We start from the raw sequence: 23,545 nt of genomic DNA, 5'->3' as shown, positions 1-23,545 counted from the left end.
CTTACGCCAATTTAGCCAACACCCCATTCACAAAACTGGGGGATTCATCGCCACCAAATGTTTTCGCCATCTCTACTGCTTCATTGATAGCCACCTTAACTGGTACATCCTCGTCGAATTTCATTTCATACACAGCCAGACGTAATATCGTTAAATCCACCTTATTCATTCGGTTTAGCTTCCAGCCACTGGCAGCCTCAGATAAAGTCTGATCGATCTCTTCCAGATGACTTACCACTGTCTGAAAGCGGTTAGTTAGATAGGTATACTCCTCTAGCGACGGTGTTTCTAACTCCGCTATATAGAGCTCCATTTGCTCTGTTAATTCAGTTGCCTCGTGAAAATCCTTACGAAATAGCATAAGGAAAATGTGTTCTCTTATTTCTCTTCTCGTCACTATGAGAATCCTCCTGATTCTATACTTCGCATTTAACATGAACAAACAACCCTTAGGTTATGTTCTAAGGGTTGTTAGGGAATTATTACTCTTTTACAATATTAACTCCGGCTATGCGGATGTTAACCTCTTTTACCTGTAATCCGGTCATATTCTCTATCGCCAGCTTTACCTTTTCCTGAACTAACTTGGCAGTCTCCGGAATTCCATATCCGTAATCCAAGGTCAAAGCCATATCCACCGATACTGCATCCGGATTCACTATAACCTTTACTCCTTTGGATAAGTTCTTCTTTCCGAGCTTGCCGGCAATCTCATTCGTAACATTACCGGAGGTTGCAGCAACACCCTTTACTTCCGTAGCCGCTAAACCTGCTATTGTAGCAACGACCTCATCCGCTATCTGAACTTCTCCAACCTTACCATCCTCATGTATTTTATATGTGTTTCTGATCTCCGGTTCTTTATTCACAATGATTACCTCCTAAGTTCCTATCTTTATTCGGTATTCCCTATACCTTATTTACATTATATAGTATTATACCAAATCTCATAGCTTTTGCAAATATAAATAAAATTATTTCTATTGATCCCTACTATTCTTCTACAACAGCCGGATTAATATGTATGTTTTCCACTGCGAAGCCTGTATTGTCCTTTACTACAGATTCAACAATAGCAAGCTGCTGATCGGTTAGTGTTTTCGCATTTACTACTACATTTACCATGTTATCTACAATGTAAACAATGGATCCGTCGAATCCTTTTGCCCCGAGTAATATCTCAATAGCGGATTCCTTTTCTGAATTGGAGGTTAACTCAATCATTTTCTGAATTGCAGCCTGTTTATCCTCTTTTGAAATATCCGGGCTATCTATAATTTCCTTTAAATCTGCTTTACTCTTAGCTCTTCTTTGCTCGCGATCAAGTCTTGAGGAAATGAAATAACCGGAATCAACAGCTGCATTGGCAAGGACTGCTTCTCCTGGAACGCCTTCTTCTAATTCCAATTCTCCGTTATCGGTTACACTCAGAAGATCTTCGTCAGAAATATCTCCTAATTCATCTGCTGCATCCTCTGTATCCATGGTTTCATCATCCTCATCTGTTGCTTCGTCTGTATCATCCGCTAAGTCTTCGTCCGTATCATCTACAGTAGTATCGTCCGTGGTATCATCCACTGTAGTGTCATCTGTGGTATCATCGGTAGTATCATCCACTGTGGTTCCATCACCTGTTGTGTCACCAGTTGTATCAGTAACCATCTCCAACCCATCCAGCGCAGTGAAATCATCTAAATCTTCCAGGTCAGGATTCGTTGTTTCTACCGCGTTGGGATCATCGGGTTTGTCATTGTTGGTAAAGCTAAGATACCCCGCGATGGCTATCATAATACATAGTGCTGTGATTATGATTTGATTTTTCTTAAATATATTTTTCATTTTAAACCTCCTGATCATTTTGTCTCGCTCCTCATTTTCATTACTTTAACTTTATGCGCGGGTACGTCAAATAATACCTCTGCTGCATCCATAATGTCCATTATTAATTCGGCATTATCACCGCCCTCAGCGATTACAACAACGCCTTCAATCTCAGGTTCAAGTTCTTGGATTATGTAAGGCACTGATTTTCCATCCTCATCTGTATACAACACGGTATTATCCTCCTGTTGGACATTATTATTTGTTCTACTTCCGCCCTCCCTATCAACTTCATTTAAGCTCTCCTGTGTAGAAGGTTTATCCTTTAGCGGGATTTGTTCCTTTGAGGCCTTTAATGTGATCATGACCTCCACCTCACCGATACCGGATACCTTTCTCAGGATGTTTTCCAGCTTATTTTCCATTTCTGTTATATAGGTATTCGTATCATAGCTTGTCGTATTCGTATCATTTTGATTAACCATATTATTTGTCTGAACAATATCTTTTGAAGGTTTTTTTGACTCAAATATACCTGGGAATGATAATAAAATAATTAAAATTCCTGCAACTAACATTATGGCTAATTTTGGTAGGCCTATCTCTTTCAGGGATAATTTTTTCTTTTCCATGTTACCCTCCCTGTATACTAATATTTATATTACCCTGTTCGATATTATAGAAGTCTGAAAGCTTATTTTTTAGATTTATTTCCATCGGGGAAGGTACCTTTTTTATAACCTCCTCCTTCTCCTCATTTAACGAAATCCTTGCAATTTCCACCTTTTCAATCAGAGGAATTCTCCCTTCATATTCTTGTTTCTTTTCCCCTTCCACTGCACTGATATCCATGCTCATTATTTCACCAAATTCTGTACTATTCGGATCTTTATTTATTCTAACCTCAAACCCTTCCAACACAATATTCTCTGACGCTAAAAGTTCATCTACCTGAAGTTCTATTTTTTTTTCGTACTCCGCAAATATGATCTTGCTTTGCTCCTCTTCCATTCGATTTAGGTCATTCTTAAAATCGGATGTCTCAATAGCAAAATCGTTAGATTTTAGAAACAAATCCAATTTGTCCTCCAAATTCATGAATTTCATCAAAGGTGATATCACCACCAGCACTAAAATCATCCCGGATACAATACTTACATATTTTTTATAGCTTTTATTTCCGAGTAGATTCATTATGATGGTATTGAGAATCATGTAAATAACAATATTTTTGATCCAGATATAGATTTCATTCATACAACAAGCTCATCCCTCCCTGGATATATTAACTGATACCACCGGTAGTAACCGCAACTATGGTTATCGTAATGATAAATAACACAGCGCCTACAAACACCGTCTGAAGTAGCATCCCCGCAGATTTTGCCGAGGCGCTGATACATTCAATAAAACGCTTGTCCGATATGGGTTGCAGCGCAGCACATCCTACCTTATATACTACTGTGATCATTAATAGCTTAAGAAATGGAACAGCACAAATAGTTAAGATTACAATTAATCCCGCAACACCGATGGCATTTTTCAACAGTACCCCTGCTCCCAATATCGTTTCTGCCACACCCCCCAGTGCATCTCCTACTCCGGGTAATGCTTCCGAGGCTTTTAGCAGAGTAGATCTCTTTACTTTATCTGCTACTGGAACAATCAATCCTTGAATGGCATTAAACCCGATGACTGCAGCTAGCATGCTTTTTAGTAACCAGCTAATCGCTGAGGAGAATAACTCTGCCAGCTTGGATAGCATGTCCTCTTTGGACAGATTATTCGTCAACATAATGATTAAATAGAAATTAATCATAGGTATCATTATACTTACCATCAAGAAATCAACCAGAGTAATCAACATCAAAGCTGCCTCATAATAGACCAGTGAAGTACCGGAACCAGTATAAAAGCCTACTACCATCAGATAGGTAGGAACCAGTGCCTTCATAAAATCCAATATTGAACCAATGGTCTCAGCCGCAATACGCGAGGCTAGAATAAAAGTACTGATGAGTAAGCTAAACAATAATAAATATGTGATATAATATCCGGTCTCTGAAACATGGTTATTTTTAAATGCCATGGATAGATTAGTAAATAATGCAGCAATCAAAGCTATGGTAATTAGACTCCCAAATGTACCCAGGTTTGCATTAATTTCCCCTTTCACTGAATGAAGCAGTTGATTGCCTAAGGAGGAAATGGTGAATGCTTCTTCACCGCTTATTAATTGATCTACGTAATCATCAAACTGAAATTCATTTCCTTTTCCCATAACATCATTAATGACGTCCTGAATCTCCGTATAATTAATGTCCTCCGGCAGGCTGGCAGACGCCTTCACAGCACTACAGGGTTGTGCGTAAAATATTATTATAATCAGTAGTAGCAGTTTCATGTATTTCTTCGATGATCCCTTACTTCCTTCAGTCATTTGCCACACCTTCATTTCAATCTATAAACACCATTCGTTCTATCTATAATTAATGTATAACATGTTTCCTATTCATTGTGATTCGTTTATTGTACTGTTAGTAGACTATTAATCGTTTCCAACAATGCTAACATGATTGGCATACTGATTGCCAGAATTGTCAGCTTTCCAACTAATTCAATCTGTTCCGCTATAGCCTGATAGCCGGAATCCTTGCATAACGAGGAGGATATTTCCGTAACATAGGTGATTCCGATTATTTTAGTCAGAATCCCTACATATGCCTTATTGATGTGTATGTATCCCTGTAACTGATTGATTGCATCCAGAATCACTTCAAGCTTACTTATTCCCCACAAGAGTATAAAGAAGCAAGCGGCAATGCTGATATATAATGAATACTCTTCTTTCCCTTTTTTAAAAATAATAGCCAGTGTAATAGCTATTATGCCAATTACAGCAATTTGTACCATAACAACCTCCAGCTATATAATATTAAACAACTGCTGAATCGTTACAAACAAATCGGTGATATGGGGTAAGAGCCATAACAAAACCAGTACAAGGCCAGCCAAGCTTGTCAGAAATGCAAGCTCATCCCTCCCCGATTGCTTGAGTATTTGATTTAATATGGAAACCAAGATTCCAACGACTGCAATTCTCAATATAAAATAGATATCCATATTTCCTCCTCATTATTGCGTTATCCAACCGCACATGGTGCTCAATTCATTAAAGCATAATGATTGTTAGAAAAATTCCTGCCATAATTCCCAGGCTATTATAGATATAGGATTTTTCTTTCACCGATTTTGAAAGCTCAGTAAGCTCATCCTCCAATTGTGATATATACAAATCCAAGGTATTTAATTGCATATCCTTGTCCAGATAGCCGAGATTCTCTCCGAATTGAATCAACTGAAGTTTATCCTTTTTGGTTAACGAGGTATCTTTCATTTCATTTCCAACAGCGGCCTTCCATATCTCCGAAAAGGTTTGTCCCGAAAGCTCCTGCAATTTAATACTAACCTTCTCAAAGAATGCATGAAATCTGCCATTGTGTCTTCGAGCCAGCGAGCTGATGGCTTCCGGTAATGGCGTATTGGCATATCGTATATCACCTCTTAGTAGTACAACTAATTTACGAAACTCTCTTAAGTCCTCAATCCTTCCTTTCATTTCACTGCTAAAGAAAAATCCCATACCTGTCGTAGAAGCAATAACAAGGATACATCCAATCACTTTAATCACATACATCATAGTTTGTCCCCCCTTAATCAACACTACCGGCCTATTATCAGCACGAATAAAGCGGTTTACCTTCCGCATCATAAATTGCTTCCAAATGTCCAACTTCCTTGGTGTTACTCAATATAATGTAACGTTCAAATAGTCTTTTATGTACCAGTTCACATAATGTAGGCTTACTCTTGATATCTTCGATCGAGCTGCCATGAACCGTAGCGATTAGTTTACATCCGCAGCCAATCACATAATCAATGGCATCAATCTCTTCCTTTGATCCAATCTCATCCACAGCAATAATCTGCGGTGACATGGAACGAATTAACATAAGCATTCCTTTTGCCTTGGGACAACAATCCAGGATGTCCGTCCGGATTCCCAGCTCGTTCTGTGGTGTCCCCATATAGCAGGCACCAATTTCTGAGCGTTCATCAACTACTCCTACTGACATTCCGGCAAATTTACTGTTTCCGTTGGAAAGCTGCCGGATGATATCCCGAAGCATGGTGGTCTTTCCACAACGGGGAGGCGAGATGATCAGGGTATGGTATATTCCCTGTCTATGATTCACTAATATGTACGGAATTACGGCATCGGCACACCCCTTGACCTGATGGGCAAGTCTTATATTAATGAAGGAAATATGTTTCATTCCTTTAATAACATCATCTTCGATAATTATTTTCCCTGCGATCCCAATTCTATGGCCACCGCTGATCGTAATAAATCCTTGCTTGATCTCTTCCTCAAACGCATATAAAGAATAATTACTTATGTACTCCATGGTTTCCCGGATTTCATTCTTCGTGATAGTAACGCCTTTGGATGGATTGTCCGTTAATCTCGCATCCTCCGTTACAAAGAATTCCTGATTACCATAGATAATTAGAAGCGGCGCATTCATACGAAGCCTGATCTCCTGAAGCTTATCATAATCGATAATTAGTTTGCCAAGTATCGTTCTAAGCTTTAGTGAAAATATCTTTATTAGATCGTCTTTCGTATTCATGCAACGATATACCTCCTTCCTTGTCCTAAGCTTAACCGATACGCTTATCCATCTTCTGCTTAAAACAATATATTCCCTTTACAAGAAAATATTCCGATTCCCATCAAGAAATGAATTGCAAAATTCTAGCAGGTATATTATTCTGTTAAATAAGCCGGAGGGCTATTGATATATCATCTTGAACTCAAGATATGAATAATAGTACGAAATAATAAACAGTATAAAGCGTACATAAAAAGACACTTATATAAATTATGAAATCAGAGGTAAGAATATGAGATACGGATTAATCGGTGAAAAATTAGGTCACAGTTATTCAAAAATCATTCATGAAAAGCTAATGAACATTTCCTATGAGCTCATTCCGCTAAGCAGGGAGGAATTTCATCCTTTTATGAGTGAGAAGAGCTTTGATGCTATTAATGTAACCATTCCTTATAAGCAGGATGTCATCCCTTATCTGGATGAGTTATCTCCCCTGGCCAATGAAATCGGGGCTGTTAATACCATTGTTAACCAATCCGGCAAACTGACCGGATATAATACGGATTTCTATGGATTTGAGTACATGCTACTCCATAATCACATTGAAATTCAGGGTAAAAAATGTATGATTCTTGGAAATGGCGGGACCTCTAAGACTGTCCGGGCAGCGCTAAAACACCTTGGGGCTTCCGAAATCTATGTAGTAAGCAGAAAGAGTTCACCGAACACCATATCCTATGAAGACTGTTATGAGAAACACAATGATGCAGAAGTGATTGTAAATACCACTCCTCTCGGTATGTATCCGAATGTCGATGACTCTCCCATTGATCTTAGTCCCTTTCAGAAATGTGAGGCAGCGGTTGATGTAATATTCAATCCACTTAAGACCAAATTTACACTTCAAGCCGAAGCACTCGGAATTAAATCCGTTAATGGACTGGAAATGCTTGTCGCCCAGGCGAAGCAGGCCGAGGAGTTCTTTCATAACATACATATTGAGGATGCAAGAATTGATGAGATTTATCTGGAATTGTATGAATCATTATCAAACGCTTCTCTCTAGATATAATTATAAAGTATAAAATCAGGGTGTTCTCCGAGTCAATTTGCTCAGAAAACACCCTGACTGTAATCCTGCTACATTAGAGCTTAGTTTGATAGCTTCCTCCGCATTACTGCCATAGCTAATACAGCCTGGTAAATGAGGAAAATATACTCCAAAACCTCCGTCATCTGAAGGTTCTAAAACAACTAAATATGTAATAACCACAGATAATCAATATGAAATAGAATTTGCTAACATGATCGCTGTTGACAATAAGCGATAATATTTATAAATATCATGCCACTCAGAATTAATATAAAATAACGCAAAACATTGAAAACGCTCGTTTCCATAGTTTTGCGTTATTAGAATTTGATGTTTATACTCTCTTCATATATTCGCCGGTTCTGGTATCAATGCTGATGATATCGCCCTGCTCTACGAATAATGGAACATATACAGTAGCACCGGTCTCAACAACTGCAGGCTTAGTAGCACCAGTTGCCGTATCACCCTTAAATCCAGGCTCGGTATCGGTAACTGCCAACTCTACAAATAACGGAGGTTCAATAGCAAAAACCTGTCCATTATGAGAAAGCATCTTAACCATCTCGTTCTCCTTAACAAACTCAAGAGAATCACCAATCGCATCCTTTGTCATGGCAATCTGCTCATAGTTCTCAACGTTCATGAAGTGGAACAAATCACCATCGCTGTATAAGTACTGCATATCACTTCTATCAATACGTGCAAGTGGAAATTTTTCTGTAGGACGGAAGGTCTTCTCAACAACTCCACCGTTCTTAATATTCTTTAATTTAGTTCTAACAAATGCTGCGCCTTTTCCGGGTTTAACGTGCTGAAATTCGATGATCTGATATATGTTATTTTCCATTTCAACTGTTATGCCGTTTCTAAAATCGCCTGCTGAAACCATACTATAAATTCCTCCTTAGATTGACTACTCTTTAGTCTATAATAACCTGACATTTTTTGCAACAGTTTTTTTTTGGACCCTTTATAATTCGATTAAGGACTTATCAGAATGTGTGAAGTTCTCACAGCCGCTTGCTGTTACTACAACCAGGTCCTCTATCCGAACACCGCCATACCCTTTAATATAGATACCGGGTTCCACTGTCTCTGTCATCCCTGCTTCGATGATCGCCTCCTCTGAAGGAGAAAGCCTTGGATTCTCGTGAATGTGAAGTCCAACGCTATGCCCTAAGCCATGTCCAAAGCATCCCTCATATCCTGCATTGTATATGATATCCCTGGCAACTTTATCGATTTCCTTACCCTGATAACCGGCTTTTATAAAATCAAGGGCTGCCTGTTGCGCTTCCAGAACCAGGTTATATATGTTTTTCTGCTTCTCCGTAGCCTTCCCGATTACAATGGTTCGTGTCATATCCGAACAATAACCCTCATACACACACCCAAAATCCATGGTAACAAAATCGCTTGTTTCAAGCTTTTTTGATGTTGGTACTGCATGAGGCATGGAAGAATTGATGCCGGATGCTACAATAGCAGGAAAGCTCAATGCTCTTGCACCATTTAGTTTAAGAAGATATTCAATTCTAGCCGCTAATTCCAGCTCCGTTATTCCCGGCTTAATATAGTTAAGAATCTCCGAGAACACACGATCACCGATTGCTTCCGCTTCCTTAATATATTCCAGTTCTTTCGGAGTTTTAATGCGACGCATATTACTGATCTCAGCGCCAAGAGGCACCAGCTCATCCAGCTTTAAAGTATCCCTGAGCCTACTATAATCTGCATAAAGCAAATCCTCTGCCTCAAATCCCAAGCGCTTTACTCCATCTGTAGCCAGAATGTCATTAATGGACTGTGAATACCCGTCGTTACCTATGGTAATGATCTCGTACCCCTCAGCCTCCATCTCTGCTTGAATCGTATAGCGAAAATCAGTAATCACTGAATGTCTTTTTTCTGAAATATATACATATCCAGTTGCACCCTCAAATCCACTGATATAGCGCATATTATCGCCGTTGGATATCAGGATGGCATCCAGCTCCTTCTCTTGTATTAACTTCTGTATTCTCTTATAGTTATCCATAATATACCTGTCTTTCTTCTTATACTCTGTTATAGTATACATACTGTCATTGTTCATATTATCTTTCATTTTATAATTTAGTTATGCCCTGTTTTTCGAGTTTGTAGTAGCTAATTTTTATGCTTTTGTAAGCATTTTTACAATTGCATCAACCGCTAATAGATAGCCCTCAAGTCCGAGTCCCACTATTTGACCATTGCATACAGCAGCCGTAACGGAGGTATGTCGGAATTCTTCTCTTTGGTGAATATTAGTAATATGTACTTCGATCTTTGGTATGGTGATGGACGCTAATGCGTCACGAATTGCATAACTATAATGGGTATAAGCACCGGGGTTAATAATGATACCATCCACTTTATCAAAGTATGCTTTCTGTATTCGATCAATGATACTCCCTTCACAATTACTTTGAAAGGTCTCAATCTCTACCTTCTTTTCCTTTGCTTTTGCTTCCAGCATTAATAATAAATCCTCGTAGCTCTGAGTTCCATATAACCCCTTTTCCCGAATTCCAAGAAAATTGATATTCGGCCCGTTTATTACTAGTAGCTTCATCTTAACCTCCTTATTTGCTGATTTGCTTTAAATACGCTTCCATAATCAAAAGCGCGATCTCATCAACCGATTTGTCATCCGTTGCAATAATTTTGTGAGCTGTTCTTTCGTAGATTGGTGTCCTGACTGCCAGCATCGACTCTACCTTTTGGTTAATATCCCCGCCTCGTAGTAAAGGTCTGGTCGTATCTCTGTTAATTCGTTTTATAATGGTTTGCTTTGAAGCTTTTAAGAATACTACATACCCCATCTTTCTCAGAAGGCTGGCATTTTGCTCTCTAAGCGGCAGACCTCCGCCGGTAGACAGCACCGTATGTTCCAGATTATCGTTGAGTTCCATCAATAATTCAGTCTCCAGATTACGAAAATACTCTTCTCCTCTGGTCGCAAAAATATGATTTATGGTATCACCGGCTTTCCTCTCCAGAAGCTGATCCGTATCACGGAAGTGATAAGTCAGACGCTTTGACAAGCATTCGCCAACACTCGTTTTACCAGAGCCCATATAGCCGATCAGTATTACATTGTGTTTTCTATTTTCCTTCATGCTATTCCTCTCCTGTAATCCATCCTGTTAACCTTCCATCGCATGGTGTACTGTTCTATTAAAAGCTTCTATTCCTGCTTTATTTTCCCTTTTGCAACATCTCTTCGATAAAAATAAAGTACGATACGTTCCAGCTTTCGTTTCAAAACGATCTGGATTTCCTCCTTAGGATGAATCGGCTTAACCAGATAAGTCATCATACCAATCCGATTTGCACCAAAGACATCCGTAAATAACTGATCCCCTACAAAGACCGTATTATGAATACTTGTACCCATGATCTCTACGGCTTTAATGTAATTCTTCCTTGATGGTTTATTGGCCTTGTGAATGTAATTCGTTCCGATGTCTTTATTAAAACGCTTCACTCTCTCATCGCTATTATTTGAAATAAGACAGGTTTGAAATCCAATCTTTTTAAGTCTTGCAAATAATTCCACTGCCCGCTCCGTGGCATCAGCTCCATGCTCCACTAATGTGTTATCTATATCAAATAAGATACCACGATACCCTTCCTGATATAATTTCTCATAATTGATGGTATAGGAGCTGTCCGCCAATCTCTTAGGATAAAACTTTCGAAACATATTAATCTCCTTTTTCCTACTGCTAATATAATCTATGCTGATTATTCTATACTGATTTCATTATCCTAATCAGATTTATTATAGCAAGCGAAAGAATATAGTACAAGAAAAATATAACAGTTCCTTACTTACTAGCGTTCTGTGTGAGTACTCAACTTTGGTTTTATTCCCGTTTCCCAATTTTATTATATATACGATTCATACTTATAAAAACTGTTTCTAATTTTTAGTTATGGAAAGTATACTTGACATTTATAATGTAAGGTGCTACAATTAAATGGAAAGTTAGCTTTACATCAAGGAGGTTCATGGTGAAAAATCGATTAGAAGAATTTAGGAAAGAAAGAGGAATAAAGCAGGAAGAACTGGCGGCTGTTCTTGAGGTGTCCCGACAAACCATAGGTTCCTTGGAAAACGGACGTTATAATCCGTCCATATTATTAGCATTTAAGATATCCCGGTATTTTGGTATGCCTATTGAAGAAATTTTTATCTATGAGGAGGAGAATGAAAATGAAGAATAAGAAGGTCGGTAGTTATATTGTTGTCACATTAATCGGAATTGCAATCCTTGTCTTTGGTGCTATCATGGGGAAAGCGAACAGGGATGCGCAGGGTATCCTTCAGACTTACCCCTATATCTGTATTGGAATTGGTTCCGGAATCTTCGGACATGGCTTAAGCATCGTATTTACTTTATTATCATTAAAGAATAATCCTGAAAAAGCAAAAGAATATGAAATCAATGAAAAGGATGAGCGTCTCAATACGATACGTGATAAAGCTAAGGCGAAAGCGTATGACATTATGGTCGTGGTATTGGGTATATTCATCCTGACATTAGCATTAATGAATGTGGATCTGACTATTATTCTAGCGATTATCGCAGTATATCTGTTTGTCGTGTTGACAAATATATATTTTATTGGAAAGTATAATAAGGAAATGTAAATCTATAAAGGCTGATGTAAAGTACATTTACAGGAATAATGAATTACCATAATCCCTGCTGATTTACTTACATCAGCCTTTATAATTTGATCGATAATTATCTCTATTTCATGACTATAACATTATTTTATTAATAGCATCTATCTTTTACTCACAATTTTGATCATGCGTTCATCCAACACCTTAGAGTCCTTATCTACCAGAGGAAAGGACATCAATTTATAAGTCCAAGCGCATCTTCCAATATTATATTCCAATAATAAATCGCATATATCCTCATGCCAACGAAGATTACTCTCAAACGGTGCATAATCAATCACACCATATTCTCCACAATAAATCGTAGCGTTTCGATCCTTCATAAATTCCACTGCCGGCTGGAGGTATTTGCGAAGGGTCTCTTTATCGATATGATCTTCAAAGTCATATGCTCTCTGGAAGCAATCCGATTTACTAATATACTTCTGATACTCCTCGTTCCCCGATGGATAGGGAATGACAAAATCACATTCCTTCATAAGAGACTCCCATCCTGCCTTTTGATGAGTAAAAAGATGCGGCTCATAAAAATGGAAGGTATATACAATATTCTCATCATCAATCGAATCCAACTCACGAAGCGTATTGACACTGTTATAATTATTTCCACCTATTATAATTACCCGGTTCTTATCTATGCTTCGAATTGCATCTACTGCTCTTTTACTTAATCGATTCCAACGATCGGAGTTGGGTTCAACAATTTCATTCAAGAGCTCAAATACAACATTTTTACCATAGTGTCTGTATCTCTCAGCAAATGCTTTCCATAATGAAAGGAAGCGGTTTTGCAATGTTTCATCCTCAAATAAACGATTCTCGTTCAATGAAAATGCAGCATATCCAGCTGTCTTATGCAAATCCAATATAATATTCAGGTGGTATGTTTCACACCATTTTATACAATTGTCAATATAAGCAAATCCCTCTTCTTTATATTGAAAAGGAGTTTGATCATCCTCGATTACATTATAATCGATAGGTAATCTGACGTGATCCAATCCCCAGGATGCTATTTGCTTAATGTCTTCTTCGGTTATAAAATGATCAAAATGTTCTTTCACCCCATTACGAAATTGTGATATCCAGCCTCCCAAGTTCACACCTGTTTGAAAGCCCTGCATAGTATTTCCCATAATTTATCCTCCCTTAATGTAATAGAACTTATACTCTCTACTTATCCAGTATATTACATTCTAATCAGCTTACAATGGAATATGCATTATAAGAAATGCAATATCTTATAAAGAAATGGCTTAACCATGCAGTCTTTAGGCCAGACTATCACCACAGATCAGGCAAATAAGCTAGTCATTCAGCTCTGAAGTACAATGAGGACATTTTTTTGCATTCTTATTGATATCGGATAAGCAAAATGGGCATTGCTTAGTTGTCGGTTCTGCTGCTGGTTCCGGCTTCTTTAATTTATTGATCCATCGAACCATTAGGAATACAACAAATGCCATGATGACAAAGTTGATTATCCCCGATATAAATAATCCATAATTAACTGTGGGAGCACCGGCATCCTTTGCTGCCTGAAGTGTAGCATATGAATTCCCGTCCAGAGCAAAAAACCAGTCCTCAAAGTTGATATTCTGTGTAATCAGTGATAGAAGCGGCATGATGATATCATTAACCAGAGAATTCACAATCCCACTGAAGGCCCCGCCGATAATGATACCTACCGCTAAATCTATCATATTACCTCTCAATGCAAATTTCTTAAATTCCTTTAACATAAATACACCTCCAATTATTTTATATTCAACAGTACAATAGTAACACTAATTAGTATGGTGGTCACTTTTTTATCCGAAATCTGTTCTTAATATGTATCATCAACTCCTTAGCAAATACTCGCTCATCAAATTTCCTCAATCCCTTATAATTAATAATTAGACAGAGCAAAGTACCAACCTCTGCAATTGATATATACACATCCTTAAGATCAAAAATGAAAAACCCTTTCAACCATATATAATCCAGACTCCCATTCCATACCAGTTTATCAATGAGAGAGCATAAACTCCCAGCAATTAACGGGATAAAGATAACCTTCACAAACCGGCTTTCTCGATACCTGGTATTTATAAAATCAAATAATATTAATATAAGAATTACCATTCCCACATTAAAGATAACATGAGATGCGAATCCAATATCAGCATTTATAAGGGAATTAAACCAGGAGTATTTGGTATTCCGGTACGGGGAAAACGCAATAAAATTACCTAACAGATCAAATTGCTTGTCCATACAACTATATTGAATATAGAGCTTAATCCCCTGATCTGCCATAATCAATATAAGAATAAAAAGGAGTGTTATTCGTTTCTTTCTCCTTGTAGTCTTTCCCATCAATTAAATCTTTCTCCTTTACTATTAACATTTCAAATCAAGTTTAATCATATGCAAAAAAACAAGATCCGTAATATTAAATAACATCTACTCATTATTGTAATACTAAATTTTCTCCATATCCAACATTACTTTAATAATCAATCCTTAATAAAACATTCCTGGAACAAAATCAATTAGCGCATGTGCCACTATCGCGGATAAAATATTGTTATCTCTGGTATATAAATAAACCAAATAAATATGAATAGCGCAGGTCAGTAGCAGATGCACTGAATCCTGAATAATAAAATCAAGTAACGGTTTATCCGCTCTTACCATCTGAAAAGGAATATGGGATAGAGCAAACAATACTCCAACCGTTATAATTGACAACCATTTTGATTTAATCAGACCCTGTATCCTGGTCTGTATAAATCCACGATAGCTTATCTCTTCAACCAAAGCAATCTCAATAAAAAAGTAAAGGAACAGCCATATCATATTCTCCACAGGGATAAACTTCTTATTATTTAGTATCGCATAATGGAAGGAGGGTGCCACTAAGGGAATAGAAAATAATATCCCCAGTGCAATGGATTTGGCAATCTTAGTCCCTTTTATCCCGATGCTATCCCATTTCTGTTTTTTAAGGAGCATCATTATGAAAACCGGTAAAAGCATGATTATTGTAACTGGTATGTAATAAATATTCTGAACGAATTGCTCATTCATTTTAGGAAAAGCCCGATACATATTGCTCATCAAATCAGTCTTAAAGGATACCACTCCAAATACGTACAGGATTACCATTAGATATAAATAATAACCAATTGCAAATAAACCATCTATATAATTATAGCCTTGAACGCTATCATCAAACTCCATATTAAGAATTCTGTTTCTCTCTATCATAAACGACATATCCTCCTTATATGTAACACATTTTACCATTGTTTCCCTTGTATCTGCAATGAAAATATGCGCGAAAGGTGCTGTTGCTTAAATATATGCAGGGACTATGACTTACCATAATGCACTGTTGGAAGAACTTGTTGCTGTATTATATATGAATCAGACGAATATTTATAGTTCGTATGCGAATATAAATGTTCGGCTGAGACATATAAAATCAGTAACATGTACTTCCGTCTGTGTGTGAGGTAAGTCATAGTTCCCTGTAAAATATATTTACGCAACAGCACCTTTCATAGAATTAGTTACATAATTAATATTCGGACATCATTTCATCCTTCACTCATCTGTAAAATGCTTTACATATACTGCACAATCGTAAATTGTACCATCCTTGCGGGTCCCGACGCGGGGTTCCAGTCTGCTAAATTGCATTCCTGCTTTCTGCATTACTTTGCCGGATGCCACATTCAGTACATCATGCTTAGCCATGATACGCTGATATTCAATATCGAAAAACAGATAATGCATAACAGCCAGTAGTGCTTCCGTCATGATGCCTCTATTCCAATAGGATTTTCCAAGACAGTACCCTACTTCACATGTCCTTGATGACTCATCTGAAAGCTCCACACTGATGGATCCAATTGGCTGATTTATACTTTTTAGCACAATTGCCCATACATAATAATCCTTGAATTCGTAATTAATCAGATAATCTCTTATCCGCTTTTTTGATACCTCAACATCCTTATGTGGTCCCCAAGATAAGTACTTACAAACCTCAGGATCTCCTGCCCAGTTACGATACATATCTTCTGCATCATCACTTTCAAATCTGCGAAGTAATAAACGAACCGTCTCTATGGATTTCGTCCCGATATGATGCATAATCATTTCCACATCCCTTCAGAAAATGATTATACAAGGATCAAACTAAATATACCGATTATTTACTATTTACATGGATTATTATTTTCTTAACTCTATTCCATGCTTGCCTAACACTGCAAGTAATTCATCCACCATAGTGGAAATCTCCTGGCCTTCCAGAGTTCTTTCCATCGATACAAATTCAAAACGTACCGTTAAACTTTTCTTGCCTGGAAGGAGCTTCTCATCCTCAAAGATGTCTACCAAATGGAAACTCTTCAGGAATTGACAGGAATATTCACTCACATACTCCACAATGTTCTCATAACGGAGTGTCTTATCCACAAGCAGGCTAAGATCAATGGTTACACCGGGATACTTGGAAACCTCTGCATAACGTAATGGTTCTGCTGCCACGGTCTCCATTGTCTCAATATCAATCTCAGCAAATGCGACATTAAGCTTTTTATCAATCCTATTCTTAATTCTCGGATTCAGTACTGAGAAATAGCCAATCTCCTTACCCTGAAGAAGAACTGCAGCACTGTTTACTGGATGAACATAATTATACTTTGCCAGTTCCTCTTTTCCAGTAAAGGTAGGTATTACATTCTTGATGGCCTGCATCAGCTGCTCAAGGATTTCCTTACATTTAAAATAAACCTCTTTATCACTTAACTTTTTACTTGCGATTACAATACCAAGGCGTTTACGCTCATTACATAATCCATCGGAACGAAGGCCATCCGCCACACGGCCAATTTCATACATTCTCATCTCTGGAGAGGCATCCGCATTCTTCGCTACAAATCCTAGCAGGCTTGGAATCATGGTAGAGCGGATGGTATCATTCTCAGCTGTAACCGAGTTAATAATTCGGATATTAGGCTCTGTAATAATGCCAAGCTCCTTATTCATTTTACTTTCATACCAGATATAACTGTGTACCTCGTTCATGGCATAGCGTTCAGTGAGCATCTGTTTAATGCGATATTCATTTTCCCTCTCTACACTATGACGAACCGGAGTAAGAAAACTCTTTGTTGATTTAATAGTAAAGTTGTCATAACCATAAATTCTTGTAATTTCCTCAATGATGTCTGCCTTCATGGTAACGTCCTTGGTAGCACGCCAGCTAGGCACAATCACACGAAATACATCCTGCTTACGTGTCACCTTAAAACCAAGAGCAATTAGGGTCTCCTCAATCTGATCAGAGGAGATATCAATACCGGTATACTTATCAACGAACGCTTTATCAAAATCAATTGTAATCGTATCATACTTCTTTACATAGCAGTCGGTAAGGGATGAGGTCACCTTAACCTCCGGGTCGATATCCATCAATAGCTTTAAGAAACGCTCAATAGCTGGAATCGTAAGCTCCGGATCCAGTGTCTTCTCATATCTGGAGCTCGCATCGGTACGTAATCCCAAACGAGTTGCTGATTTACGCACGCTGGTAGCATCAAAGTTGGCAGACTCAAGAAGAAGAGAAGTTGTATCATCTGTAATTTCTGAGAGCTCTCCTCCCATGATACCGGCAATCGCAACCGGCTCCTTTTCATCACAGATTAACAAGGTATCTGTATCAACCGTTCTTTCAACACCGTCCAGTGTTTTAAAGTCCACAATCTCCGGATATGTTTTCACGCGGATTTTCGATACCTTTCCATGATCAAATGCATGCATGGGCTGCCCCAGCTCCATCATCAAATAATTTGTTAAGTCAGCAAGTAAATTGATCGGTCTCATTCCACAGTAGGTAAGACGAATTCTCATATTTATAGGAGATTTCTTCTTTGTTACATTGGATACGGTAATACAGCTGTAACGGAAAGCCTTTTCCGTATCCTCCACTTTAACATCAATTTCCGGCAGATCTTTATATACACTGGTATTCACCACATCGAGTGGTTTTAATGGTCTCTTCGTCAATACAGAGATTTCTCTTGCGATTCCGTAGTGTCCCCAGAGATCCGGTCGGTTCGTCAGGGATTTGTTATCCACTTCAAAAATCGTATCCTCCAGCTGCATAAAGGTCTTAATATCAGTACCCAGTGGATAGATGTCATCCAATATCATCAGACCGGAATGGTCGTCGCTGATTCCTAATTCTTTCTCAGAGCAGCACATACCATGACTGATTTCACCGGCTATTTTTGCTTCCTTTATCTCCAAATCTCCTACCTGGCCACCCAGTGTTGCAAAAGGAACTACTGCGCCGACAAATACATTGGGTGCACCGCAGACACAATCAACTATCTCACTTCCTATGTCCACCTTAACCAGATGAAGCTTTTTTGAATTGGGATGATCGTTAATTTCGACTATTTTACCAACTACAACTCCCCTGATATTTTTTCCGTATTCGTATATATCTTCTACCTCTGCGGTTGATAATGTAAAATGATTAATTAAATCCTTCAAATTTATACCGGAAAGGTCTGTAAATTCATTGATCCAATTCATTGAAATATACATTCTTTGTTTCCTCCAATCTGTTGCCGATCATGGCATTTATATTAGTACAACGATGTTATCGTATTCATGGCTTTTCCCACAATAATAGGGTGGATTATAAAGTAAATTGCTTTAACTGCTTTAAGTTACCGCTGTTGAACAGACGAATGTCCTTAATATTGTATTTCATCATCGCCAGACGAGTAAGTCCCAGACCAAATGCAAATCCGGTATATTTATCCGGGTCAATCCCACCAAGACGAAGTACATTCGGATGAATCATTCCACAGGGTAACAGCTCAAGCCAGCCTGACTGCTTACAGGTTGGACAGCCTACACCGCCACAGATAGCACAGTTTATATCAAGTTCAAATCCTGGCTCCACAAACGGGAAGAAACCAGGTCTTAGTCGAACCTTTACCTCACGTTCAAATACCTCAGTTAATAATACCTTCATAAAGTAAATCAGATTCGATATGGAGATGTCATCTCCAATCATCATACCCTCCAACTGGAAGAAGGTATTCTCATGACTTGCATCAATATTCTCATTACGGAAGCATCTGCCTGGGAAAAGAACCTTGAGTGGCTCACCCGGCTTTGGAGCACCGTATTTTCTCATAATCGTATTCTGTGCTGCAGAGGTATGTGTTTTCAGCACCTGACCATTCTCCAGATAATAGGTGTCCTGCATATCTCTGGCCGGATGGTTCTTCGGTATATTAACTCCTTCAAAGTTATTAAACTCCGTCTGAATCTCAAGACCATCTTCTATAATAAAGCCCATTGTTATAAAGATATTTTCAATCTGTCTCTGAACAATTGTAATAGGATGCAGTGTTCCTACGGGCTTTTCAGAAGGAATAGAATAATCATAGCGCTCAGCACTTTCAATTTCTTTCTGATATTCTTTCTCTTCCATCAGCTTCTGATATTCGACAATTGCTTTCTCGCATTCCGCCTTCAGTATATTTACCTGCATACCTGCTGTTTTCTTCGCTTCTGCATCCAGATTACGAAGGTTTTTTAACTCCTCTGTTACGAGCCCCTTCTTTCCGAGAAAGGACACTCTAATCCGCTCCAGTTCCTCTTTCGAGCTGGCTGCATTTAATTCTTCGTTGAATTGGGCTTTGATACGTTCCAGATTTTCTAGCATGTTCATTCCTCCTATAATAAAATTTATTCATGTGATTTCTTTAGATTATTCGTATATTTTTACCGTATAGAAAATTCTCCGAATTTCCTATACAATAAAAAAAGCTTCCGTCACAAAGGGACGAAAGCATCGTGGTACCACCCAGATTTAAGCTTAAAAGTAAGCTCCTCTAACAGTTATAACGGAACTGATCCGGCCTCTCTTCTATTATTCCAATGGATTAACTCAATTGAATAATATCTTAAAGGCAACTCCGGTGCCGAACTTCGTGATCTATCTGAACCCTGAATATGCTCTCAGCCGGTGGCACATTCTCTCTGGCGGGAAAATACATCCTACTACATTCACCTTCAACGTTGTTATCATTTTCTCCTATCTTAATCGACTCTATTCGTATTGTCAAGACTCAAATACATTTTTCCTCAAAGTAAGCTCGGATATAACTGCTTAAACAATCATACTCTGGCATGGCAGAGGCATCGGAACGCTTGCATAGATGCCCGATTTATGGTAAAATCAACGAGGTTCTAGTTGTCAGCTTTAATTACAAAAACCTTTTCGTGAGGTTTATGCAAAGGAGTATAGAACATGCAAAAATATGATGTCATTATCATTGGTGCAGGTCCTTCTGGAATTTTCTGTGCCTATGAATTAATCAAGGAAAATAAAGATTTAAAAATACTAATGGTGGAAAAGGGAAGACCCATTGAAAAGAGAATGTGTCCAAAGAGAACCACAAAACAGTGCGTCGGTTGTCAACCCTGTGCCATAACTACCGGCTTCGCGGGAGCCGGAGCATTTTCTGACGGAAAGCTTTCCCTTTCTCCTGATGTGGGCGGTAATCTTCCTGATATTCTGGGTTACGATAAGGCTGTAGAGCTGATTAAGGAATCAGATGATATCTATCTGAAATTCGGTGCTGATACCAATGTCTACGGTGTGGACAAAGAAGCCGAAATACGGGAAATCAGAAGACGTGCTATTACTGCGAATTTAAAATTGATTGAATGTCCCATCCGTCATCTTGGTACGGAAGAAGGATATAAGATATATACCCGGTTGCAGGAGCACCTGCTTGCTTCCGGTGTTGAGATGCTATTCAATACCATGGTACAGGATATCCTCATTGAAAACCAGAAAGCAAAAGGAATCGTAACCACAAATGGGGATACCTATTATGCCAATGAAATAGTAGCCGCTATCGGTCGTGAGGGTTCTGACTGGTTCAGTCAGATTTGTATGGAGCATGGAATTGAAACCAAGGTTGGTACTGTGGATATCGGTGTTCGGGTAGAGGTACGTGACGAAGTGATGGAATTCCTGAATAAGAACCTTTATGAAGCAAAGCTGGTATACTATACCCCTACCTTTGATGACAAGGTTCGCACCTTCTGTACGAATCCCTCAGGTGAAGTAGCTACGGAATATTATGAGAATAACTTAGCCGTAGTAAACGGCCATGCGTATAAATCCAAGGATTACAAGACAAACAACACCAATTTTGCAATTCTTGTATCAAAGAATTTTACAAAGCCTTTTAAAACACCTATTGAATATGGTAAGCATATTGCCCAATTAAGTAATATGCTTTGTGGTGGACGTATCCTGGTTCAGACCTTTGGTGATTTTCAAAGAGGAAGAAGAACGACAGAAGAAAGATTATGTCGTAACAACCTGATCCCTACACTAAAGGATGCTATTCCCGGTGATTTATCACTGGTATTTCCACATCGTATTATGGTGGATATTAAAGAAATGATTCTTGCTCTGGATAAAGTAACGCCGGGTATAGCAAGTGATGAAACTCTTCTATACGGTGTAGAAGTGAAATTCTATTCCAATAAGGTAGTAGTGAATAAAGATTTTGAGACCAGCGTGGAGGGTCTTCGTGCTATCGGAGATGGAGCTGCCGTAACTCGTGGCTTACAACAGGCTTCTGCTAATGGAATCAGTGTTGCAAGAAGTATATTGGCGAAAATGAAGTAATAGTATATATGATGTTATAGTATTCTTGCCGTCGTGTAACTAAGATAATAAGCGCTTGTTGGTTCATGGATCAGCTTATATTGAATCCCTTGTACCGACAAGCGCTTATTTATGAATTACAGGCTTTAAAGGAAGTCTCACATTGTGATGTGTCAGACCTTTTAACGTGATCATTTCAACTATTATTTTATAAACATTGCATCTCCAAAACTAAAGAACCGATACCGCTCCTTAACTGCTACCTCATAAGCAGCCATGATATGATCTCTTCCTGCTAACGCAGATACCAGCATCATAAGGGTTGATTCCGGTAGATGGAAGTTCGTTATGAGGGCATCCAATACCTTAAAGCGATATCCTGGATAAATAAATATGGAAGTATCATCACTTCCCGCATGCACAATCCCTTGTTCATCCGCAGCAGATTCTATCGTTCTACAGCTTGTGGTTCCAACACAGATCACTCGGCCGCCATTTTGCTTCGTCGTATTTATAATATCTGCAGCTTCTTCGGTTATCTGATAGGCTTCCGAATGCATATGATGTTCCTGAATATTCTCTACCTTAACCGGCCGGAATGTCCCAAGTCCCACATGTAGAGTTACATTCGCAATGGGAATTCCCATTGCCTTTATTTCATCAAGTAGCTCTTTGGTAAAATGAAGCCCTGCCGTAGGAGCGGCTGCGGATCCCTCATATTTTGCATATACAGTCTGATACCGGTTTTTGTCCTCCAATTGATGAGTGATATAAGGAGGTAGAGGCATCTCACCAAGCTGGTCCAATATTTCTTCGAAAATACCTTTATAGGTGAACCTTACCAGACGATTCCCTTCTTCTACTGTATCGATGATTTCACCGACCAACAAGCCGTCTCCAAAGCTGATCTTTGTGCCTGGTTTTGCTTTTTTACCTGGTTTTACCAGCGTCTCCCAAATATCATTTTCCCTTCGTTTTAATAGCAGAAGTTCAATTTTCGCTCCCGGAACCTCCATGACTGACACTTGGTTTTCATGTATCTTCTCACCAATCAGCCTTGCTGGAATAACCTTAGTGTTATTTACAACCAGACAATCTCCTTTTTTCAGATACTGAGTTATGTTTCGAAATATTCTATGTTCAATTTCACCCGTCCTTTTATCCAGAACCAGTAACCTGGATCCAGAACGATCTGATAAAGGATCCTGCGCAATTAACTCTTCCGGTAAATCATAATAAAAATCCTGTGTCTTCATGCAGTCCTCCTAACAATGTACTTCTCAACTTATATCATACCTATTCGTCATACTTTTATAATTCAATTCATTTTCACAGATATTACAATTATAGCCCTCACTTGTGAAAAAATCCATCCCTACTTTTATAAATTGGACAGAGCTTTTACTGGCGATATACAGGGAATTTCCTTTTCGTTAAAAAACCCACCATCGTTGCATTCTGCTCTGATGGTGGGTAGCTAAAATACTTATTATTATTTATCCATTGGTAGCGTTATA

Annotated in this window: 28 protein-coding genes; 4 read left to right on the top strand and 24 right to left on the bottom strand. The window is 38.5% G+C overall.

The window, feature by feature from the left end; translation table 11 throughout:
* Position 1: 1 nt before the first annotated feature.
* The 10 genes from nusB to spoIIIAA all read right to left on the bottom strand — a co-directional run bounded on the left by nusB (position 2) and on the right by spoIIIAA (position 6,515).
* Entirely contained in the window at positions 2-397 is a 396-nt protein-coding gene (nusB, locus tag H0486_RS05875) for a transcription antitermination factor NusB (RefSeq protein WP_228352115.1), read from the bottom strand.
* Positions 398-482: 85 nt separating this feature from the next.
* The gene (locus H0486_RS05870; RefSeq protein ID WP_228352114.1) at positions 483-869 is read right to left on the bottom strand and encodes an Asp23/Gls24 family envelope stress response protein; all 387 of its coding nucleotides are present in this window, start codon (positions 867-869) and stop codon (positions 483-485) included.
* Positions 870-993: 124 nt separating this feature from the next.
* Complete coding sequence (locus H0486_RS05865; RefSeq protein WP_228352113.1) at positions 994-1,839, bottom strand: SpoIIIAH-like family protein; 846 nt, start codon at positions 1,837-1,839, stop codon at positions 994-996.
* 14 nt (positions 1,840-1,853) lie between these two features.
* On the bottom strand, positions 1,854-2,453 hold the full coding sequence (locus H0486_RS05860) for a hypothetical protein (protein WP_228352112.1): 600 nt from the start codon (positions 2,451-2,453) through the stop codon (positions 1,854-1,856).
* 1 nt (position 2,454) lies between these two features.
* Positions 2,455-3,078, bottom strand: coding sequence for a stage III sporulation protein AF (locus H0486_RS05855; RefSeq protein WP_228352111.1), 624 nt, complete (start codon positions 3,076-3,078; stop codon positions 2,455-2,457).
* A gap of 28 nt (positions 3,079-3,106) precedes the next feature.
* On the bottom strand, positions 3,107-4,261 hold the full coding sequence (locus H0486_RS05850; RefSeq protein ID WP_228352110.1) for a stage III sporulation protein AE: 1,155 nt from the start codon (positions 4,259-4,261) through the stop codon (positions 3,107-3,109).
* Positions 4,262-4,347: 86 nt separating this feature from the next.
* Positions 4,348-4,734 (bottom strand): stage III sporulation AC/AD family protein, encoded by a 387-nt coding sequence (locus H0486_RS05845; RefSeq protein WP_228352109.1) that lies wholly within the window; start codon positions 4,732-4,734, stop codon positions 4,348-4,350.
* A 12-nt stretch (positions 4,735-4,746) separates the two neighbouring features.
* The gene (spoIIIAC, locus tag H0486_RS05840; RefSeq protein ID WP_228352108.1) at positions 4,747-4,944 is read right to left on the bottom strand and encodes a stage III sporulation protein AC; all 198 of its coding nucleotides are present in this window, start codon (positions 4,942-4,944) and stop codon (positions 4,747-4,749) included.
* Positions 4,945-4,993: 49 nt separating this feature from the next.
* Complete coding sequence (locus H0486_RS05835; protein WP_228352107.1) at positions 4,994-5,593, bottom strand: stage III sporulation protein AB; 600 nt, start codon at positions 5,591-5,593, stop codon at positions 4,994-4,996.
* Entirely contained in the window at positions 5,559-6,515 is a 957-nt protein-coding gene (gene spoIIIAA, locus H0486_RS05830) for a stage III sporulation protein AA (protein WP_228352106.1), read from the bottom strand. Before spoIIIAA ends, H0486_RS05835 begins: the two co-directional genes overlap by 35 nt.
* A gap of 274 nt (positions 6,516-6,789) precedes the next feature.
* Between spoIIIAA and H0486_RS05825 the strand changes: the two genes are divergently transcribed.
* A complete protein-coding gene (locus tag H0486_RS05825) occupies positions 6,790-7,566 on the top strand; it encodes a shikimate dehydrogenase family protein (RefSeq protein ID WP_228352105.1) in 777 nt (258 codons plus the stop codon).
* 21 nt (positions 7,567-7,587) lie between these two features.
* Here H0486_RS05825 and H0486_RS18745 read toward each other — a convergent pair whose 3' ends face one another.
* From H0486_RS18745 to H0486_RS05795, 6 genes are all read right to left on the bottom strand, one after another.
* Positions 7,588-7,773: a type II toxin-antitoxin system HicB family antitoxin gene (locus H0486_RS18745; protein WP_228352104.1), complete on the bottom strand. Its 186-nt coding sequence runs from the start codon at positions 7,771-7,773 to the stop codon at positions 7,588-7,590.
* A 154-nt stretch (positions 7,774-7,927) separates the two neighbouring features.
* A complete protein-coding gene (efp, locus tag H0486_RS05815) occupies positions 7,928-8,485 on the bottom strand; it encodes an elongation factor P (RefSeq protein ID WP_228352103.1) in 558 nt (185 codons plus the stop codon).
* Between the two features lie 81 nt (positions 8,486-8,566).
* On the bottom strand, positions 8,567-9,634 hold the full coding sequence (locus H0486_RS05810) for a M24 family metallopeptidase (RefSeq protein WP_228352102.1): 1,068 nt from the start codon (positions 9,632-9,634) through the stop codon (positions 8,567-8,569).
* Positions 9,635-9,751: 117 nt separating this feature from the next.
* Positions 9,752-10,192 carry a type II 3-dehydroquinate dehydratase gene (gene aroQ, locus H0486_RS05805; protein WP_228352101.1) on the bottom strand — a complete coding sequence of 147 codons (441 nt, stop codon included), beginning with the start codon at positions 10,190-10,192 and terminating at the stop codon, positions 9,752-9,754.
* A 10-nt stretch (positions 10,193-10,202) separates the two neighbouring features.
* The gene (locus H0486_RS05800; RefSeq protein WP_228352100.1) at positions 10,203-10,739 is read right to left on the bottom strand and encodes a shikimate kinase; all 537 of its coding nucleotides are present in this window, start codon (positions 10,737-10,739) and stop codon (positions 10,203-10,205) included.
* Between the two features lie 68 nt (positions 10,740-10,807).
* Positions 10,808-11,326: a YqeG family HAD IIIA-type phosphatase gene (locus H0486_RS05795; RefSeq protein WP_228352099.1), complete on the bottom strand. Its 519-nt coding sequence runs from the start codon at positions 11,324-11,326 to the stop codon at positions 10,808-10,810.
* A gap of 311 nt (positions 11,327-11,637) precedes the next feature.
* Here H0486_RS05795 and H0486_RS05790 point away from each other — a divergent pair, with 311 nt between their 5' ends.
* Complete coding sequence (locus H0486_RS05790) at positions 11,638-11,850, top strand: helix-turn-helix transcriptional regulator (RefSeq protein ID WP_228352098.1); 213 nt, start codon at positions 11,638-11,640, stop codon at positions 11,848-11,850.
* On the top strand, positions 11,840-12,277 hold the full coding sequence (locus H0486_RS05785; protein ID WP_228352097.1) for a hypothetical protein: 438 nt from the start codon (positions 11,840-11,842) through the stop codon (positions 12,275-12,277). Before H0486_RS05790 ends, H0486_RS05785 begins: the two co-directional genes overlap by 11 nt.
* Before the next feature lie 140 nt (positions 12,278-12,417).
* Here the strand turns inward: H0486_RS05785 and H0486_RS05780 are convergent, their stop codons facing one another.
* The 7 genes from H0486_RS05780 to pheS form a co-directional block, all read right to left on the bottom strand.
* Positions 12,418-13,452 carry a glycoside hydrolase family 5 protein gene (locus H0486_RS05780; RefSeq protein WP_228352096.1) on the bottom strand — a complete coding sequence of 345 codons (1,035 nt, stop codon included), beginning with the start codon at positions 13,450-13,452 and terminating at the stop codon, positions 12,418-12,420.
* Positions 13,453-13,623: 171 nt separating this feature from the next.
* Positions 13,624-14,058 carry a large conductance mechanosensitive channel protein MscL gene (gene mscL, locus H0486_RS05775; protein WP_228352095.1) on the bottom strand — a complete coding sequence of 145 codons (435 nt, stop codon included), beginning with the start codon at positions 14,056-14,058 and terminating at the stop codon, positions 13,624-13,626.
* A 61-nt stretch (positions 14,059-14,119) separates the two neighbouring features.
* Positions 14,120-14,677 carry a signal peptidase II gene (locus H0486_RS05770; protein WP_228352094.1) on the bottom strand — a complete coding sequence of 186 codons (558 nt, stop codon included), beginning with the start codon at positions 14,675-14,677 and terminating at the stop codon, positions 14,120-14,122.
* Between the two features lie 147 nt (positions 14,678-14,824).
* Positions 14,825-15,571, bottom strand: coding sequence for a CPBP family intramembrane glutamic endopeptidase (locus tag H0486_RS05765; RefSeq protein WP_228352093.1), 747 nt, complete (start codon positions 15,569-15,571; stop codon positions 14,825-14,827).
* 339 nt (positions 15,572-15,910) lie between these two features.
* Entirely contained in the window at positions 15,911-16,468 is a 558-nt protein-coding gene (locus tag H0486_RS05760; RefSeq protein ID WP_228352092.1) for a GNAT family N-acetyltransferase, read from the bottom strand.
* A 75-nt stretch (positions 16,469-16,543) separates the two neighbouring features.
* Complete coding sequence (gene pheT / locus H0486_RS05755) at positions 16,544-18,928, bottom strand: phenylalanine--tRNA ligase subunit beta (protein ID WP_228352091.1); 2,385 nt, start codon at positions 18,926-18,928, stop codon at positions 16,544-16,546.
* 94 nt (positions 18,929-19,022) lie between these two features.
* Entirely contained in the window at positions 19,023-20,063 is a 1,041-nt protein-coding gene (pheS, locus tag H0486_RS05750; RefSeq protein WP_228352090.1) for a phenylalanine--tRNA ligase subunit alpha, read from the bottom strand.
* 588 nt (positions 20,064-20,651) lie between these two features.
* Here pheS and H0486_RS05745 point away from each other — a divergent pair.
* On the top strand, positions 20,652-22,049 hold the full coding sequence (locus tag H0486_RS05745) for an NAD(P)/FAD-dependent oxidoreductase (protein ID WP_228352089.1): 1,398 nt from the start codon (positions 20,652-20,654) through the stop codon (positions 22,047-22,049).
* A 182-nt stretch (positions 22,050-22,231) separates the two neighbouring features.
* On the opposite strand, the gene queA is transcribed toward H0486_RS05745, so the two are convergent.
* Entirely contained in the window at positions 22,232-23,284 is a 1,053-nt protein-coding gene (gene queA / locus H0486_RS05740; protein ID WP_228352088.1) for a tRNA preQ1(34) S-adenosylmethionine ribosyltransferase-isomerase QueA, read from the bottom strand.
* Positions 23,285-23,545 lie beyond the last annotated feature (261 nt).

It is taken from the genome of Variimorphobacter saccharofermentans (genome assembly GCF_014174405.1).
Classification (GTDB): Bacteria; Bacillota; Clostridia; order Lachnospirales; family Lachnospiraceae; genus Mobilitalea; species Mobilitalea saccharofermentans.
This window is presented reverse-complemented; position numbering and strand designations above follow the sequence as displayed.